Origin of the sequence: Paenibacillus tarimensis (genome assembly GCF_021532315.1) — a bacterium.
Taxonomy (GTDB): Bacteria; Bacillota; Bacilli; order Paenibacillales; family Paenibacillaceae; genus Paenibacillus_I; species Paenibacillus_I tarimensis.
On sequence record NZ_JAKGAO010000004.1, the window covers coordinates 165533 to 182825 of the forward strand.

The following is a 17293-nucleotide window of genomic DNA, read 5'->3' on the forward strand; positions in this document are numbered from 1 at the left end:
CCGCGGCGAGCGTAATAGAGCGATTCGGAGGAGAGAACAATGAAACCTAGAAAAGTTCCGCTCCGCAAATGCATCGCCTGTCAGGAAATGATGCCGAAGAAGGAATTGATTCGGGTCGTCCGCACTCCGGACGAAGAGGTACGGATTGATCTGACAGGAAAAAAAGCGGGCAGGGGAGCGTATTTATGCGGCAAGGCGGGGTGCTTCAGGCTCGCCAAGAAAAGCAAGGCGTTCGACCGTGCGCTGAAGCTATCAGTCGATCCGGAAATTTATGATCAGCTGGAGCAGGACTTCATTGCGGTGGAAGATGAGTTTCATGCAAGCAAGGAGCTGGCTTCAGATGACGAATAAGGCGCTGTCGGCACTTGGTATGGCTATGCGCGCGGGGAAGCTTGTTACCGGTGATGAAACGGTGCTCAAGACTGTCAAGCAGGGTAAAGCCAGACTGGTTATTGTGGCGGCAGACGCTTCGGACAATACCAGGAAGAAATACCGTGATAAATGTGCGACTTACGACGTTGAGCTGGTGGAAGCATTCGACCGCTACTCGCTCGGAGCAGCCATCGGAAAGGAGGCGCGTGTTATAGTCGCCATTGCCGATGAAGGATTTGCGAGCCTGATTCGGAAGCAACTCGGTAAACATTCGGAGGTGGAGAATATTGACTAAACAGGACAACAAGGATAAATTACGCGTCTATGAATATGCGAAATCGATCAATATGAGTAGCAAAGAGATCATTACGATCCTGAAGCGCTTAAACTTGCCTGTTAACAATCATATGAGCGTCATGGAAAATGAAATGGTGTCAAAGGTGGAGGGCTTCTTCCGCGACATTAAGGAAAATGCGGCAGCCAAGCGTGTGAATGATACACCGAAGCCACAGCAGGAACGTAAGCCTGCAGGGGCCGCACAAGCCGTCATCCAAGGAAGCAGTGACTCCAGTCAGCCAGCGCTCCATTCCCAACCCGATCAAGCCGGAGACCAGCGCGTCCCACAAGGGGCGGCAGGCGGCAGCAGTGAGGCAGTACAGAAGATTGACAAAAACCAAAACCAGGATAAGCAGGGGATTATGAACTCAACTACATCGAAAACTCAGAATAATAACAATAGTAGTCAGCAGCCGCGTTCAGGCGGCAGCACGCAGAGTGGTCAGCGTCCGCAGCAGGGCGGCGGCCAGAGTCAGAATCGTCCAAGCGGCCAAAGCGGCCAAGGCGGCCAGCAGCGGCCTAACAGACCGGCACAAGGCGGCCAGGGACAGGGTGGACAGCGTCCGCCACAAGGCCAGGGCAGCAGCGCACCGCGCACAGGCCAGGCACAGGGTACGCGCAGCGATTCGCGTCCAGGAGCAGGCAGACCGGCTGGCGGAGGTGACGCATCACGCGGACCGAAGAAGAACAACACAGTCGGAGGCGGCAACCGTCAAGGCGGCGGCAAGCGGTTTGATGACAATCGCGGCGGCTTTAAGGGCAACAGCCGTGGCGGCCGGAATAATAAGCGCGGAGGCCAAAACCAGAATTTTGAACGCCGTGAGAAAATTGATAATACACCTAAGAAAATTATTGTCCGCGGCAACATGACCGTAGGCGAGCTTGCCAAGCTCCTTCATAAGGATGCTTCTGAAGTAATCAAGAAGCTGATGTTCCTTGGCGTTATGGCAACCATTAACCAGGAGCTTGATCTAGACGCCATCCAGCTCGTTGCTTCTGATTATGGAATCGAAGTCGAAATCAAACTGCCGGTTGATGAGGATAATTTTGATACTGTGGAAGAAGTGGATGAGGAAGAGAATCTTTCCACCAGACCTCCTGTTGTAACCATCATGGGTCACGTTGACCATGGTAAAACGACGCTGCTAGATGCGATCCGCGAGACGAATGTAACAGGCGGAGAAGCAGGCGGCATCACCCAGCACATTGGTGCCTACCAGGTAGAGGTTAATGGCAAGAAAATCACGTTCCTCGATACACCGGGTCACGAAGCCTTTACAACGATGCGTGCACGCGGTGCACAGGTAACGGATATAACCATTCTGGTTGTAGCAGCAGATGACGGCGTAATGCCGCAAACGGTGGAAGCGATCAATCACGCCAAAGCGGCTGGAGTGCCTATTATTGTTGCGGTCAATAAGATTGATAAGGAAGGCGCTAATCCTGACAAAATCATGCAGGCCCTTACTGAGTATGAGCTTGTACCTGAAGCATGGGGCGGCGACACGATCTTCGTAAACATCTCCGCCAAGCAGCGTCAGAATCTTGAAGAGCTTCTCGAGATGATTCTGCTGGTTGCGGAAGTTAATGATTATAAAGCAAATCCTGACAAGCGCGCACGCGGTACCGTAATCGAGGCCGAGCTTGACAAAGGCAAGGGACCGGTTGCCCGTATTCTCGTTCAGCACGGTACATTGTCGGTGGGCGATGCTTTCGTGGCGGGCAACTGTTTCGGACGTGTACGTGCCATGGTTAATGATAAGGGACGCAGGCTGAAGGAAGCCGGTCCATCGACCCCAGTCGAAATTACCGGCTTGACCGAAGTGCCGCTTGCGGGTGATCCGTTCATGGTGTTTGAAGATGAGCGTAAGGCACGGGCCATTGCAGACCGCCGAGCGATCAAGCAGCGTCAGACCGAGCTGGGCTCACACGCAAGAGTTACGTTGGACGATCTGTATAAACATATCAAAGAAGGCGAAATTAAAGACCTGAACGTAATTATTAAATCCGACGTTCAAGGCTCGGCAGAAGCGCTGAAGGGCTCGTTAGCCAAGATTGACATCGAGGGCGTTCGCGTGAAGATCATTCACAGTGGCGTCGGTGCGATCACAGAATCCGATGTAACGCTTGCCTCAGCTTCCAACGCGATCGTCATCGGCTTTAACGTCCGTCCTGAGCCGCAGGCGAAAGCTAATGCCGATCAAGAGCAGGTAGATATTCGTCTTCACCGTGTTATCTATAACGTCATTGATGAGATTGAGCAGGCAATGAAAGGCATGCTGGATCCGGAGTACAAGGAAGTGGTCATTGGCCACGCTGAAGTCCGGAATCTCTTCAAGGTAAGCAAGGTCGGCACCATTGCAGGTTGCATGGTTACATCCGGCAAAATCACCCGTGCGGCAGAAGTGCGGATCATCCGCGGCGGTATTGTCGTATTCGAAGGCAAGATCGATTCCCTTAAGCGTTATAAAGATGACGCGAAGGAAGTTGCACAGGGTTATGAGTGTGGGATAACCATCGAAAACTTCAATGACCTCAAAGAAGGGGACACGATCGAAGCGTTCATCATGGAAACCGTTGAGAGGTGATGAAGCATGGCTAAAGTAAGAGTTGGGCGTGTTGGTGAACAGATCAAGAAGGAATTGAGCCAGATTATTCAAACAGAGCTCAAGGACCCGCGTATCGGTTTTATTACCGTTACGGGAGTCGATGTAACAAGTGATTTGTCACAGGCACGCGTTTATTTAAGTGTACTCGGATCGGATGAGCAGAAGGAAAATACGCTTAAAGCACTGGCAAAAGGGTCAGGGTTTATCCGCTCCGAGCTTGGCAAACGGATTCGTCTCCGGCATACGCCGGAGCTGGAATTCCGGTTTGACAGCAGTATTGAGTACGGAAGCCGGATTGAATCGCTGCTTGAAGAGATCAATCGGGGGCATGATACGGTATGACCGTTCTAACAAAGGAATATTTGGCTGAGCTGGACAATGCGCTCGCATTTTTGCGTGAGGGAGACGACTTTCTGGTTGTCTCCCATGTTCAGCCTGACGGGGATGCTATCAGCTCAACCTTGATTATGAACTGGCTTCTCACGAAGCTTGGCAAGCGCGTTACCATGATCAATGAGGGCAACTTTCCAGCCAGGTTGGCTTATTTGGAGAACTCGGAACAAATTATCGACTACTCCTTAACCAATCCTGGCCGTACATATGACCGGATCGTAACGGTCGATTGCGCCGATTTTCGGCGGATAGGCCGGGTTAGTGAGCTGTTTGAGCAGGGCAGAGACCTTCTGAATATTGATCATCATCCCACTAATGACGGCTTTGGCACCGTTAATCTCATACGCAGTAATGCAGCAGCAACAGCAGAAATCCTGTTCGATCTAATCGAGCGTTCCGGTATTCCGCTTGAGTTAAATGCAGCTACGGCCGTATATACCGGCCTGTTGACGGATACCGGTGGCTTTCGGTATTCAAGTACAAGTCCTCATGTGATGAGGATCGCTTCGAAGCTTCTGGAAACAGGGGTCAAGGGGTTTGAGCTGGCGGACCATCTTCTCGAGAAGATGACCATGCCGCAGCTGCAGGTGCTGCAGCGTGGACTGTCCCGCTTAACGTTCACAGAAGACGGCCGGGTAGGATGGCTGTATATTGAACCATCGGATATGGCTGAAACAGGTGCGGCGCCCGAGGATCTCGAAGGGCTCGTTAACTATGCGCGCAATATTGACGGTGTGGAATGCGGCATGCTCTTCAAGGTTACCGCCGAAGGCGATGTCAAGGTGAGCCTGCGTTCGGCGGGCCGCCTCGATGTGGCCGCTGTTGCGCAGCTGTATGGGGGAGGCGGGCATGTCCGTGCAGCAGGCTGCCGGGTGCACGGACCTCTTGCAGAAGCTATGGCAGCTGTTGTGGATACCGTTAGAAAGGCGTTGGACTGAAAACTATGGATGGAATCTTGGCGGTATGGAAGCCCGCCGGCTGGACTTCACATGATGTGGTGGCCAAGGTCCGGAGAATGGTGAGGATGAAACGTATTGGACATACGGGCACGCTTGATCCTCAGGTTACTGGTGTTCTCCCGCTAGCTTTGGGGCGGGCGACGCGAGTCGTTGAATACCTGCAGGAGCTCCCGAAGACATATGAGGCGGTTCTTCAGTTGGGCATTGCTACTGATACCGAGGACATGACCGGTACGATTATAGAGCAATTGGACCATGTTGAGGTGACCGAGGAACAAATCCGGCAGGCTGTAGCCGGATTTGTAGGCGAAATCGAGCAGATACCGCCCATGTATTCCGCTGTCCGTGTTGACGGCAAGCGGCTGTATGAGCTGGCTCGCGAAGGCCAGACAGTGGAACGTAAATCCCGTCAGGTAACGATTCATGAGATTCGTCTACTGGATATGGATTTGCAGCAGCAGCTGCCGAAAATTCGTTTTACCGTATCCTGTTCCAAAGGCACATACATCCGTACTCTCTGCGTTGATATCGGTAAAAAGCTTGGCGTGCCGGCTTCGATGGATTCCCTGGTGCGTACGGTGTCTGCCGGCTTTACCAGGAACGAGTGTCTGACGCTTGAGCAGATTGAAGGGATGGCAGAGAGCGGGGAGCTCTCTGCCAGGTTAATTCCTTCCGACCAGGCGCTTGGTTACTTAAGCAAAGCGGTAACAGATTCTGACTATGCCCGCAGAGCGACGCAGGGTCAGAAAATACCGCTGACTGCTGTGCATATTGAGGAAGACGCACTGGGACAAGACAATGCCCGTCTTCGTCTGTACGATGAGGAAGGCAATTTTGTCGGTCTCTTCGAAGCGGACCGGAGTGCAGGGTTACTGCTTCCTATAAAAGTATTTTCCTGATCAGTACAGAGGATAGGAAAAAGAAATGCAGGTGTAACAGCTGTGGAAATCATACGTTTGCGTTACCCGTTTGACAGTCATTCACTTGTACACGCCAGCCAGGGCAAAGTAATGGCTGTCGGGCATTTTGACGGGGTGCACCTCGGACATCAAGATGTCATCTACCGTGCCGTAAGGCAAGCAGCAGAGACTGGACGACTGGCTGCTGTAATGACTTTCCATCCGCATCCCAAAGAGGTGCTAGGCCATGGAAGGCAGTATGCGTCAGCGCTGACTCCTATGGAGGAGAAGCTGCAGCTCTTTGCGTCTATTGGAGTTGACCTGGCTTACGTGGTCCATTTCGATGAAACGCTCGCGGCATTATCACCGGAGCAATTTGTTCAGGAACTGCTGAGAGAGCTTCGAGTCGAAGAGGCGGTCGTCGGTTTTGATTTCACATTCGGCAGCAGGGGGGCAGGAACACCGGAAACGCTGCAGAAGCTTGGCGGTCGGGATTTGTCCGTGACCGTTATCCCGCCTTTCGTTGACCAGGGAATCAAAGTGAGCAGCTCGCGGATCCGGGAAGCTCTACTTGCTGGCGAAGTGACTGCAGCGAAGCGTTTGCTGGGACGTCCATACCGGATATCCGGAATCGTGACGCATGGGGAAGGCAGGGGACGTATGATTGGCTTTCCAACGGCCAACATTGCACAGGATGCCTACTATACGCTGCCAAAGCTTGGCGTGTACGCGGTAACCGCAGTGCTGGAGGATGGTTCAGCTTGCCCTGCCGTAATGAATTTGGGCGTCAAGCCTACGTTTCATGACGTTCCGGGGGAAGCGAAGCTGGAGGTCCATTTATTCGATTATAGCGGTGATTTATACGGACAAAGGCTTGCGGTTGACTTCGAATCCTTCTTAAGGCCCGAGCGTAAATTCAGCGGGGTAGAGCAGCTGGTCCATCAGATTAAACAGGATGCTGAGGAAGCCAGGACAATCTTGGCTGGTCTCCAGCCTGGTTCAATTACTGAAAACGGCTGCTAGTCATTGTTTGCAAGAGTAATACGAAACATTTACTTTGTCCGCCCGGTTATGTTATACTAATTCTCGTTGCTCCTAATTGGGCGCAATCGAACCATGGCTTGGTCGTCCGCTCTCACCGACGGCGTCGAGGCCATCGGCGATTATATGAAGGAGGTGAACATAGGATGGCAATCACACAAGAACGTAAGAATGAACTGATCGAACAGCATAAGACACATGCTAGCGATACGGGATCACCTGAGGTACAAGTGGCTATCCTGACGGAGAATATCGTCAACTTGACGCAGCATCTTCGGGAGCACAAGAAGGATCATCACTCCCGCCGCGGTCTGCTCAAGATGGTAGGTCAGCGCCGTAAGCTGCTGGCATACCTGAAGAACAAGGATGTTCGTCGTTACAGTGCTTTGATCGAAAAACTCGGCCTGCGCCGCTAATTATGTGGGAGAAAAGCAACCTGGTTGTCAAGCCGTCCGGATTCCGGCGGCAAGGCCTTTACCGGGTTGCTTTTTGACATATGAGGACGTTATGGCAGGAAAGCCGGGGATTTTGTAGAATGGATTTTGTAAAACGGATAATGAATACATACTGCCGGAAATGCTACTTGTATCCCGGCAGCAAGGAGGATGAAAATGACTCATCGCGTTGAAATGCAGCTTGGTGGGAGACCGCTAGTTCTAGAAACCGGCAGGCTGGCCAAACAAGCTAACGCAGCTGTAACTGTACGTTATGGCGAGACGGTTGTGCTTTGTACCGTAACGGCTTCTTCTGAGCCAAAGGATCTGGATTTTTTTCCGCTTACCGTGAATTATGAAGAGCGTCTGTATGCAGTTGGTAAAATTCCGGGCGGCTTCATTAAGCGTGAAGGGCGTCCAAGTGAAAAGGCCATTCTATCCAGCCGACTGACTGACCGTCCGATCCGTCCTTTGTTCCCTGAAGGTTTCCGGAATGATGTTCAGATCGTGAACATTGTTATGAGTGTTGACCAGGACTGCCCGCCGGAAATCGCGGCCATGATCGGCACGTCAGCCGCTCTGTCCGTCTCCGATGTTCCGTTTAACGGGCCGATCGGCGGCGTGAGTGTTGGCCGTGTGGACGGCAAGTTTGTGATCAATCCAACTGTCGAGCAGGAAGAGAAGACTGACATATTTGTTGTGGTCGCTGGTACGAAGGATGCCATCATGATGGTGGAGGCAGAAGCCAACGAAGTACCGGAGGACGTGATGCTTGAGGCAATCATGTTCGGTCACGACGAAATTAAGAACATTGTGAAGACCATTGAAGATCTTGTGGCTGAAGCAGGCAAGCCGAAGATGGATGTTGTCCTCCATGCGGTGAATGAGCAGGTCAATCAAGACGTACGTGCCTTTGCTTCCAGCCGGCTGGTAGAAGCGATCAAAATTCCGGAGAAGCATGCTCGTCAGGAAGCGATTGATGCGGTAAATGCGGACACGGTTGCCCACTTCGAGGAAGCTTACGCTGAGACACCCGAGCTTCTGAGTGATGTGAAGGAAGTGCTTTACGACATCGTTAAGGAAGAAGTCCGGCGCCTTATCACCCATGACAAAGTTCGTCCGGATGGCCGCGGCCTGGATGAAATCCGTCCAATAGAATGTGATGTGGCCCTGCTGCCGCGCACGCACGGCTCCGGCTTGTTCACACGCGGTCAGACTCAAGCGCTCAGCATATGTACGCTTGGTGCGCTTGGTGATGTCCAGATCTTGGACGGTATTGATCTTGAGGAAACCAAACGGTTCATGCATCATTACAATTTCCCGCCGTTCAGTGTGGGTGAAGCCCGTCCGCTTCGTGCACCTGGCCGCCGTGAGATCGGTCATGGCGCTCTCGGGGAACGTGCGCTTGCCAAAGTTATTCCTTCTGAAGCCGAATTCCCTTATACAATCCGTCTGGTATCCGAGGTGCTGGAATCGAACGGTTCTACATCTCAGGCAAGTATCTGTGCCAGTACGCTTGCCATGATGGATGCGGGTGTGCCAATTAAAGCTCCTGTAGCCGGTATTGCAATGGGACTGATCAAGGATGGCGAGCATTTCTCAATCCTGTCCGATATTCAAGGCATGGAGGATCACCTGGGAGACATGGACTTCAAGGTAGCAGGTACGGCAGAAGGCGTTACGGCCATCCAGATGGATATTAAGATCGACGGTATCGATCGTGCTATTCTGGCTCAAGCCCTTGAACAGGCCCGTGAAGGCCGTATGCACATCCTCGGCAAAATGCTTGAAGTCATGCAGAAACCGCGGACAAGCCTGTCTCAGTATGCGCCGAAGATTCTGATTCTGCAGATTAATCCCGACAAGATCCGTGATGTAATCGGAGCAGGCGGTAAGATTATTAACAAGATTATCGAGGAAACCGGTGTTAAGATTGATATCGAGCAGGACGGCAAGGTGTTTATCGCTTCTTCGAACGAAGAGATGAATCAGCGTGCCCGCCAGATCATTGAAGGCATCGTCAAGGAAGTCGTGGTCGGTGAAGTTTATTTGGGAACCGTTAAGCGTGTTGAGAAGTTTGGTGCGTTTGTCGAGATCATGCCGAATAAGGAAGGCTTGGTACACATTTCCCAATTGTCATCCGAGCGTGTTGCCAAAACAGAAGATGTTGTCAAGATTGGCGATCAAATTACTGTGAAAGTAACGGAAATCGACCAGCAGGGACGTATTAATCTCTCCCGCAAAGCTGTACTGGCTGCGCAAGCTGAAACCGAATCCTGATGATGTAATCGATCCAATAAGACACCCAACAAAGAGCCAGAGCAATTCTGTCTCTTTTTTGTTTGCCTTTTTACGAATCCCTTACATAATCTTGTCCACCTTCACATAAAATGGTAGCAGTGATGTGAAGAGCAGGAGTGGTGGGTGTGGATAGAAAAAAAGCGCTGCTAATGGTCATCAGCTTTGTTACCGTTATGATGCTGGGTACAGGCGGGTGGGAGCTGGGCCGGTATATTGAAAGCTTAAAGGGTAATCCATTCAATCAAGCGGCTGCGGTGCTTGCTGCGGCTGACCCCTTATTGGAACAGATCAGGCAGGAAGCACAAGCCCGGTACCAGAAGCCGGTTAATGCAAAGGTCGATCCGGTTTGGAAAGCGATTCCCGGCTACAGCGGCCTTGCGGTAGATATAGATGCCACTTATTCCCGAGCCTCTTCAGGTCCCGCCGGGGCACCGCTGCAGCTCGTGTATAAAGAAGTTCCGCCTGAGATTAACCTTGAGGATTTGGGGCCTTACCCAATCTACAGGGGGAATCCGAATAAGCCAATGGCTGCGATTATGGTCAATGTCGCCTGGGGTAATGAATACCTGCAGGATATTCTTATAACGCTTGATGAGGAAAAGGTGAAAGCGACATTTTTTCTTGATGGTTCCTGGCTCAGTAAGAACGAGGAGCTGGCCAAAGAGGTGATGGCGCGCGGTCATGAGTTGTCCAACCATGCTTATTCTCACCCGGATATGTCCCGAATAAGCCGTGCTGCCCAGCAGCAGCAGATCTCACGGACAGAGGAGCTGCTGAGAAGCAGGCTCCATGTAAAGAATCGCTGGTTCGCTCCGCCTTCAGGCGCTTTTAACCAGACGACGGTTGAGGTTGCCGCAGCTGAGGGGTTGAAGACGATACTGTGGACAGTCGACACGGTGGATTGGAAGAAGCCTGCTCCGGAATGGATTATAAGCAAGGTCTCGCGGGAGGCGGGCCCAGGCTCCTTGATATTGATGCATCCTACAGCTTCTTCACGTGATGCGCTGAAGGGCATGATTACAGCTCTGAGGAAAAAAGGACTGGCTTTGGGCACAGTGACAGAGACGCTGTCTCCCGCCCGTTTCCCGGAAGTTGAGGCAGGTAGTTAATTCTGCTATAGTGGTATCATTGATTTTTTTAGGAGGAGACCCGGTGAACAGATACACATTACAAAACGGATTACGAGTTGTCATCGAGAACATACCGACCTGTCGATCGGTCTCGTTTGGAATTTGGGTAAAGAACGGTTCGCGTAATGAAACTCTGCTGGATAACGGCATTTCACACTTTATCGAGCATATGCTTTTTAAAGGCACCGAGCAGCGGACCGCAAAAGATATTGCAGATTTATTTGATGGAATCGGCGGCAATGTCAACGCTTTCACCTCAAAGGAATATACCTGCTATTTTGCCAAGGTGCTTGACCAGCATTTGCCGCTTGCTGTGGATGCGCTGGCTGACATGTTTTTTGAATCCCAGTTTGATGCGAGAGAGCTGGCGAAAGAGAAAAATGTTATTCTTGAAGAAATTGCAATGTATGAAGATACGCCGGATGACAAGGTGCATGATGAAGCCTCTCGTGCTTCGTTCGGTGATCATCCGCTCGCTTATTCCATCCTGGGTTTGGAAGAACGGCTGACTGCCATGGGACCTGAAGATTTGCGTTCCTACATGAACTCTCATTACAGAATTGACAATACGGTTATTGCAATGGCTGGCAATGTAGAAGATCGTCAGGTACTGGAGCTTCTTGAGCAGCATTTTGGCCGTTTTGACAGAAGAGGTGCGTCGCCCGAACTCCAATCACCTGTATTTAAAGGGCAATATCTCTTCCACAAGAAGAAGACCGAGCAGAATCACCTTTGTCTTACGTTTCCGGGCTGTTCGATTGCAGATCCTCAGCTGTATGCCATGATTTTGCTTAATAATGCGATAGGCGGAGGAATGAGCTCGAGGTTGTTCCAGGAGATACGCGAGAAACGCGGGCTCGCATATTCCGTTTACTCCTATCATACTTCCTATGCGGACACGGGCTTGTTCACCGTCTATGCAGGAACAGCGCCGAAACAGACGAAGGATGTGCTTGACCTTACTATTGAACAGCTGGGTGAAATATCAGCGGACGGCCTGACAGAAAGTGAACTGCACCGCGGCAAGGAACAGCTTAAAGGAAGCTTGATCCTTAGTCTTGAGAGCACGAGCAGCCGAATGAACCGCATCGGTAAGAATGAGCTCATGCTTGGCCGGCATTATACGATTGACGAGATGCTGGAGAGAATTGATTCAGTCAGTATGAAGGATATCAAGGATGTAACCAGAAGGATGCTTGAGGTACCGTTTGCAGTAGCTATGGTAGGTGCAAGCGATAAGGCTGCTGCTTCAATCGGGAGGGATATTCTTGTACCACGTTAAATTCAAACGGCTGCCTGGAGGTGAAAATATTCAGCTCCCGCAAAAAATGTCCGAGTGGGCAGCGGGCTTTGATCTTCATGCCGCCGTTCAGGAACCGGTCATACTTGCCCCAGGAATGCGACAGCTCATACCGACAGGCTTTGCAATGGCTATGCCGCCGGAGCTTGAAGCGCAGATCCGTCCGAGAAGCGGACTTGCCTACAAGCATGGCATAACCTGCCTTAACTCTCCAGGCACCATAGATGCTGATTACCGGGGAGAAGTAAAGGTTCTGCTCATTAATCATGGACAGGAGCCGTTTACCATTGAACGCGGTGAGCGCATTGCCCAGATGGTATTTCAAGTTGTACCGGGTGTTGCCATTGAAGAAGTGGACGAGCTTCCAGATACCGTCCGGGGTGAAGGCGGATTCGGCCATACCGGCAAATAGGTATGTTAGAACAGTGAAGGACTATCTGCGGCAGATGCTGCAGATGGTCCTTTAGTTGTTTTCACCCCCTTCTGGGCGCGAGCATAAGATGGTTTATGGCTCATGAAGCACAGGAGAGGAGTGGAAGTGTTGCTCACAGGGGTAAATGTAGTTCTGCTGGGTGGAGATGCAAGGCAGCTGGAGGTGATCCGCAAGCTGACTGAGCTTGATGCGACGGTAACCGTTGCAGGCTTCGACGGTCTTCATACGCCGCTGGATGGGGCCGTTCATGCGGAGCTCGATTGTGAAATGCTGAAGGTAGCAGATGCTCTGCTGCTGCCGGCTGTCGGCACGGATGATGAAGGTGTCATTACAGCAGTGTTCAGTGACAGAGAGCTCAAGCTGCTCGATGAGCATATTGCCCGCCTTCCCAAGCATTGTAAAGTCTACACCGGGATGGCCAAACCGTACTTAAAGAAGATGTGTGCCAAGCACAACATCGCATTGGTTGAACTGTTTGAAAGGGATGATGTAGCAATTTACAACTCCATACCAACCGCAGAGGGCGCCGTCATGATGGCGATGCAGAACACGGACATTACGATCCATGGCTCTGTCTCATTGGTACTCGGGTTTGGCCGGACAGGATTTACGCTGGCACGGACGCTGCAGGGAATGGGTTCTAAAGTTATGGTGGGTGTACGCCGGGAAGATCATTTTGCAAGAGCGCTCGAGATGGGTTTCGAGCCGGTAGACACCAGCAATCTGGTCCATTATACGGGGAATATCGACTTGCTTTTTAATACAATTCCGACTATGATAGTCACAGCGCAAATTATTGCTAAATTGCCATCTCGCGCCGTCATTATTGACATTGCGTCAAAACCCGGCGGCACCGATTTCCGCTTTGCTGAGAAGCGTGGAATCAAAGCGATGCTCGCCCCCGGACTTCCCGGTGTTGTGGCTCCCAAAACGGCTGGTCGGATTATAGCAGACTGTGTCAGCCGCTTGATTCAGGAAGACACGATGGAGCGGAGGGATGAGCAATGAATTGGCAGGGCAAAACGGTCGGGTATGCTTTATCCGGGTCCCATTGCACATTTGCTGAAATTATGCCGCAGATTAAGCGGTTTGTGGATGCTGGTGCTAATGTAGTACCGATTGTCTCACAGACGATTATGACGACGGACACACGGTTTGGAACATCGGCAGAATGGCAGCGTAAGCTGAAGGAAATAACGGGGAACGAGATTATTTCCAGCATTGTGCAGGCCGAACCGCTTGGACCCTCCAAGCTTCTGGATGTACTTATTATTGCGCCGTGTACGGGCAACACCACGAGTAAGCTGGCTAATGCAATGACCGACGGGCCTGTTCTTATGGCCGCTAAATCACAGATGCGTAATGGCAGGCCGCTAGTGTTGGCCATTTCTACGAATGACGGTCTGGGTCTTAATGCAGCTAATATTGCTAAACTTCTTGTTGCCAAGAATGTTTACTTTGTGCCTTTCGGCCAGGATAGTCCAGAGCAGAAGCCAAACTCGCTAGTAGCCCGGATGGATTTGTGCCTGGAGGCCTGTGAAGCCGCACTACAGGGGTATCAGCTGCAGCCTCTGCTGGTTGAGCGGTTTAATTATTAATCGTTTTCATAAACATAGGTTTCTACTGCGTAAAAAAAGGTATCAAGGTAAGTTTGCGGCAAAGCTTGAAGCAGTGAAAGAGGGGAGACGGAACCATATGTCAAATCAGAAATTGTTTAACGTTGCCGTGGTTGGGGCGACAGGTGCAGTAGGAGAACAGATTATTGGACTTCTCGAGAAGAGAGATTTTCCGATTAACCAGTTGAAGCTGCTGTCTTCCGCAAGATCAGCCGGTACAACAATCAAGTTCAAGGACCAGGACATAACGGTGGAAGAGGCGACGCCGGAAAGCTTCAAAGGTGTAGACATCGCACTATTCAGTGCTGGGGGAGACGTTAGTAAGGCACTGGCTCCTCACGCTGTAGAACATGGCGCGGTTTGCATCGATAACACGAATGCTTTCCGAATGGATCCGAATACACCGCTCGTTGTACCAGAGGTTAATATCAGCAAGGTTGAGGAACATAACGGAATTATTGCCAATCCAAATTGTTCTACTATTCAGATGGTTGCGGCGCTTAAGCCGCTGTATGACCGGTACGGAATCAGCAAAATCCTCGTTTCAACTTACCAAGCTGTTTCCGGTGCGGGAAGCCGGGCGATAGATGAACTGCTGCGTCAGACGAAGGAAGCCCTAGAAGGAAATCCGGTAAACCCTGATATCCTGCCTGTCGGTTCCTTGCCTGTGAAGCATCAGATCGCGTTTAATGCCATTCCGCAGATTGATAAGTTCCAGGATAACGGCTATACCTTAGAGGAAATGAAGATGATTCGTGAAACGAAGAAGATCATGGGCGACGAGTCGATTGATGTTACAGCGACATGCGTCAGAATCCCAGTCGTTCATGGCCATTCTGAATCCGTATATGTCGAACTGAAATCTGATTACGAGCTGGAAGACGTCAAGAAGCTGTTGTCTGAGGCTCCAGGAGTCACAGTTGTTGATGATATGGAAAATCAGCGGTATCCGCTGGCTACAGAAGCTGCCGGCAAGCCGGATGTATTCGTCGGCCGGATCCGCAGAGACCTCGGTAATACCAAAGGTCTTAATCTGTGGATCGTTTCTGATAATCTGATGAAGGGTGCGGCATGGAATGCTGTACAGATCGCAGAGTATATTGCAGCCAAATAGGAATTCATTCTAAATTAATCCCATCTGATTTCTTATCTCGACCTATGACAGCTGATTGACGTCTTCCCGATTTAGGGAGGACGAAACAGTGGCCATATTAGTACAAAAGTTTGGCGGAACGTCCCTTGCAACGGAAGAAGCAAGGCAGCATGTGATCGAGCATATTAAGCGGGAGCGTGCTAAAGGGTATCAGATCGCAGTTGTCGTGTCCGCGATGGGGCGCAAAGGTTCTCCATACGCAACCGATACGCTGCTGTCACTTGTAACTGGTTCACAGTCAGCCCGGGAACAGGACTTTTTGATGGCCTGCGGGGAGATGATCTCCGCGGCCGTGCTATGCTCCTTGCTGGAATCCGAGGGAATACCCGCTGTAGCTTTAACTGGCGGTCAAGCGGGTATTCGTACGGATAACCAATATGGCCACGCCCGAATTACCCGTATTGATCCCGCCGCTATGATCCGCCATTTGGATCAGGGGCGGGTTGTCGTTGTAACGGGCTTTCAGGGGATGACTGATGACGGCGAGATTACCACGCTGGGCCGGGGAGGCAGCGACACCTCGGCAACAGCTATAGGCGCAGCGCTGCATGCTGAAATGGTGGATATCTACACCGATGTAGAAGGCATACTAACGGCTGACCCGAAGGTGGTTGAGAACGCTCGTCCGCTTGAGTCGGTTAGTTATAATGAAATCTGCAACATGGCTCGTCAAGGGGCCAAGGTTATCCATCCCCGTGCTGTAGAAGTCGCGGCACAAAGCAATATCCCGATTCGTGTAAGGTCGACTTTTTCTGATCTGGAAGGAACATTGGTGTCATCCAGACAAACCTCGCATGTACAAGATGTTAACGACAGGCCTGTTACTGGAATTGCCCATGTTGCGCCTGTGACTCAGATTACGGTAAGTAACACTGAAGGTCAGTCAGATGTTCAGCTCGGTGTATTTCAGGCGATGGCGAAGCATGATATCAGTGTTGACTTTATTAATGTCACACCTAGCGGAGCTGTTTATACGGTTTTTGACAGCGAAGCTGACCGTGCGGTGGCTGTGCTGGAGAAGCTTGGCTATCAGCCGGCTGCCATTCGAGATTGTGCTAAGGTATCTGTCATCGGCGGAGGCATGAATGGTGTACCGGGTGTTATGGCCCGGATTGTAGAGGCATTGACAGATGAAGGCATTTCGATTATGCAATCAGCAGATTCCAATTCAACGATTTGGGTCCTCGTTCGTCAGGCAGATATGATTGCGGCGATCCGGGCGCTCCATACAAAGTTCGGCTTGGATCTATAACAAGAAGTTTTACTTACTTATACAGCCGGTGGCAGGCTGCTGCTGATCCGGCGAATTATTGGCGTTCACCCGGAATAGAGCATATACGAAGTCAGATATGAAGCATTGCTTTCGACTAACGGATAAGCGCTCGCTCCGGCGCATGGACACTTCACAGGAGGAGTCATAATGGATTTCGGAAGACTTGTCACCGCGATGGTCACCCCTTTCGACAGCAATGGTCAGATCGACTGGGTCACGACGGAACGGTTAATTGACTATTTGATTAACGAGCAGGAGAGCGACAGCCTCGTCGTTGCGGGAACAACAGGTGAATCACCAACGCTCAGCGACGAAGAAAAGCTAGAGCTGTTCCGGTTTGTTGTCAGTAAAGCGGGGGGACGCTGTAAAGTTATCGCGGGTACAGGCAGCAACAGTACCGCCCATTCCATCCATATGACCCGTGAGGCTGAGAAGTGTGGGGTTGATGGTGTGCTCGTCGTTGTGCCTTACTATAACCGGCCAAGTCAGGAAGGTTTGTACCTGCATTTTAAAGCTATTGCGGAAGCAACATCCCTTCCGGTTATTCTATATAACGTGCCTGGACGAACAAGTGTGAACCTGTCTGCAGAGACGACAATACGCTTGGCTGCTATTCATAATATTGTGGCTACAAAGGACTGTGCTCCTCTGGATCAGATCACGAAGATTATAACCGGCACACCAGACAGCTTTAAGGTTTACAGTGGGGATGACAGCACTACGCTCCCTGTCCTTACAGTCGGCGGGTATGGAATTGTCAGCGTCTCAAGCCATATTATTGGCGCTCAGATGAAGAAGCTGATTCAGGCGCATCTGGACGGCCGAACAGAAGAAGCAGCAGCTCTGCATAGAGCATGCTATCCGGTATTTAAGGGTATGTTTGACTGTCCTCATCCGGTTCCTAACCCGGTTGCTGTCAAATATGCGCTTAGGCTAAAGGGAATTCCAGTTGGCGGTGTTAGGCTGCCGCTGGTTGATGTAACCGAGGCAGAAGCGGAATTTATCAAGAAGCTGCTGTGATATTTTCTCGAAGAACCGATGCAT

General features: G+C 51.2%; 17 protein-coding genes. All 17 read left to right on the forward strand.

From position 1 onward, the window contains the following. Positions 1-39: 39 nt before the first annotated feature. Positions 40-351, forward strand: coding sequence for an RNase P modulator RnpM (gene rnpM, locus L1N82_RS01915; RefSeq protein ID WP_235285649.1), 312 nt, complete (start codon positions 40-42; stop codon positions 349-351). Beyond that, entirely contained in the window at positions 341-667 is a 327-nt protein-coding gene (locus L1N82_RS01920) for a L7Ae/L30e/S12e/Gadd45 family ribosomal protein (protein WP_235285650.1), read from the forward strand. The genes rnpM and L1N82_RS01920 overlap by 11 nt, the downstream gene beginning before the upstream one ends. Continuing rightward, positions 660-3296: a translation initiation factor IF-2 gene (gene infB / locus L1N82_RS01925; RefSeq protein ID WP_235285651.1), complete on the forward strand. Its 2637-nt coding sequence runs from the start codon at positions 660-662 to the stop codon at positions 3294-3296. The genes L1N82_RS01920 and infB overlap by 8 nt, the downstream gene beginning before the upstream one ends. Positions 3297-3302: 6 nt before the next feature. Next, positions 3303-3659 (forward strand): 30S ribosome-binding factor RbfA, encoded by a 357-nt coding sequence (gene rbfA / locus L1N82_RS01930; protein ID WP_235285652.1) that lies wholly within the window; start codon positions 3303-3305, stop codon positions 3657-3659. Next, positions 3656-4648 carry a DHH family phosphoesterase gene (locus L1N82_RS01935; RefSeq protein ID WP_235285653.1) on the forward strand — a complete coding sequence of 331 codons (993 nt, stop codon included), beginning with the start codon at positions 3656-3658 and terminating at the stop codon, positions 4646-4648. Before rbfA ends, L1N82_RS01935 begins: the two co-directional genes overlap by 4 nt. Continuing rightward, positions 4645-5568, forward strand: coding sequence for a tRNA pseudouridine(55) synthase TruB (gene truB / locus L1N82_RS01940; protein ID WP_407946676.1), 924 nt, complete (start codon positions 4645-4647; stop codon positions 5566-5568). The genes L1N82_RS01935 and truB overlap by 4 nt, the downstream gene beginning before the upstream one ends. Positions 5569-5610: 42 nt before the next feature. Then, the gene (locus tag L1N82_RS01945; protein ID WP_235285655.1) at positions 5611-6591 is read left to right on the forward strand and encodes a bifunctional riboflavin kinase/FAD synthetase; all 981 of its coding nucleotides are present in this window, start codon (positions 5611-5613) and stop codon (positions 6589-6591) included. 164 nt (positions 6592-6755) lie between these two features. Beyond that, positions 6756-7025, forward strand: a complete 270-nt coding sequence (rpsO, locus tag L1N82_RS01950) for a 30S ribosomal protein S15 (RefSeq protein WP_111149039.1) — start codon at positions 6756-6758, stop codon at positions 7023-7025. Between the two features lie 195 nt (positions 7026-7220). Next, on the forward strand, positions 7221-9323 hold the full coding sequence (gene pnp / locus L1N82_RS01955; RefSeq protein WP_235285656.1) for a polyribonucleotide nucleotidyltransferase: 2103 nt from the start codon (positions 7221-7223) through the stop codon (positions 9321-9323). Between the two features lie 194 nt (positions 9324-9517). After that, positions 9518-10453, forward strand: a complete 936-nt coding sequence (locus tag L1N82_RS01960) for a polysaccharide deacetylase family protein (RefSeq protein ID WP_407946677.1) — start codon at positions 9518-9520, stop codon at positions 10451-10453. Between the two features lie 43 nt (positions 10454-10496). Further along, positions 10497-11756, forward strand: a complete 1260-nt coding sequence (locus tag L1N82_RS01965) for a M16 family metallopeptidase (RefSeq protein ID WP_235285658.1) — start codon at positions 10497-10499, stop codon at positions 11754-11756. After that, on the forward strand, positions 11743-12186 hold the full coding sequence (gene dut, locus L1N82_RS01970; RefSeq protein ID WP_235285659.1) for a dUTP diphosphatase: 444 nt from the start codon (positions 11743-11745) through the stop codon (positions 12184-12186). Before L1N82_RS01965 ends, dut begins: the two co-directional genes overlap by 14 nt. A 129-nt stretch (positions 12187-12315) precedes the next feature. Then, a complete protein-coding gene (gene dpsA, locus L1N82_RS01975) occupies positions 12316-13215 on the forward strand; it encodes a dipicolinate synthase subunit DpsA (protein ID WP_235285660.1) in 900 nt (299 codons plus the stop codon). Beyond that, positions 13212-13805: a dipicolinate synthase subunit B gene (locus L1N82_RS01980; protein ID WP_235285661.1), complete on the forward strand. Its 594-nt coding sequence runs from the start codon at positions 13212-13214 to the stop codon at positions 13803-13805. The genes dpsA and L1N82_RS01980 overlap by 4 nt, the downstream gene beginning before the upstream one ends. 97 nt (positions 13806-13902) lie before the next feature. Next, positions 13903-14937, forward strand: a complete 1035-nt coding sequence (locus L1N82_RS01985; RefSeq protein WP_235285662.1) for an aspartate-semialdehyde dehydrogenase — start codon at positions 13903-13905, stop codon at positions 14935-14937. 88 nt (positions 14938-15025) lie between these two features. Beyond that, positions 15026-16228 (forward strand): aspartate kinase, encoded by a 1203-nt coding sequence (gene dapG, locus L1N82_RS01990; RefSeq protein ID WP_235285663.1) that lies wholly within the window; start codon positions 15026-15028, stop codon positions 16226-16228. A gap of 168 nt (positions 16229-16396) precedes the next feature. Further along, positions 16397-17269 (forward strand): 4-hydroxy-tetrahydrodipicolinate synthase, encoded by an 873-nt coding sequence (gene dapA / locus L1N82_RS01995; RefSeq protein WP_235285664.1) that lies wholly within the window; start codon positions 16397-16399, stop codon positions 17267-17269. Positions 17270-17293: the final 24 nt, after the last annotated feature.

Excerpts from the sequence above, each read along its gene's own strand:
- pnp (WP_235285656.1), top strand. The coding sequence starts at position 7,221 with ATGACTCATCGCGTTGAAATGCAGCTTGGTGGGAGACCGCTAGTTCTA.
- L1N82_RS01920 (WP_235285650.1), top strand. The coding sequence starts at position 341 with ATGACGAATAAGGCGCTGTCGGCACTTGGTATGGCTATGCGCGCGGGG.
- dapA (WP_235285664.1), top strand. The coding sequence starts at position 16,397 with ATGGATTTCGGAAGACTTGTCACCGCGATGGTCACCCCTTTCGACAGC.
- L1N82_RS01980 (WP_235285661.1), top strand. The coding sequence starts at position 13,212 with ATGAATTGGCAGGGCAAAACGGTCGGGTATGCTTTATCCGGGTCCCAT.
- L1N82_RS01960 (WP_407946677.1), top strand. The coding sequence starts at position 9,518 with ATGATGCTGGGTACAGGCGGGTGGGAGCTGGGCCGGTATATTGAAAGC.
- rnpM (WP_235285649.1), top strand. The coding sequence starts at position 40 with ATGAAACCTAGAAAAGTTCCGCTCCGCAAATGCATCGCCTGTCAGGAA.
- rbfA (WP_235285652.1), top strand. The coding sequence starts at position 3,303 with ATGGCTAAAGTAAGAGTTGGGCGTGTTGGTGAACAGATCAAGAAGGAA.
- rpsO (WP_111149039.1), top strand. The coding sequence starts at position 6,756 with ATGGCAATCACACAAGAACGTAAGAATGAACTGATCGAACAGCATAAG.
- L1N82_RS01985 (WP_235285662.1), top strand. The coding sequence starts at position 13,903 with ATGTCAAATCAGAAATTGTTTAACGTTGCCGTGGTTGGGGCGACAGGT.
- L1N82_RS01935 (WP_235285653.1), top strand. The coding sequence starts at position 3,656 with ATGACCGTTCTAACAAAGGAATATTTGGCTGAGCTGGACAATGCGCTC.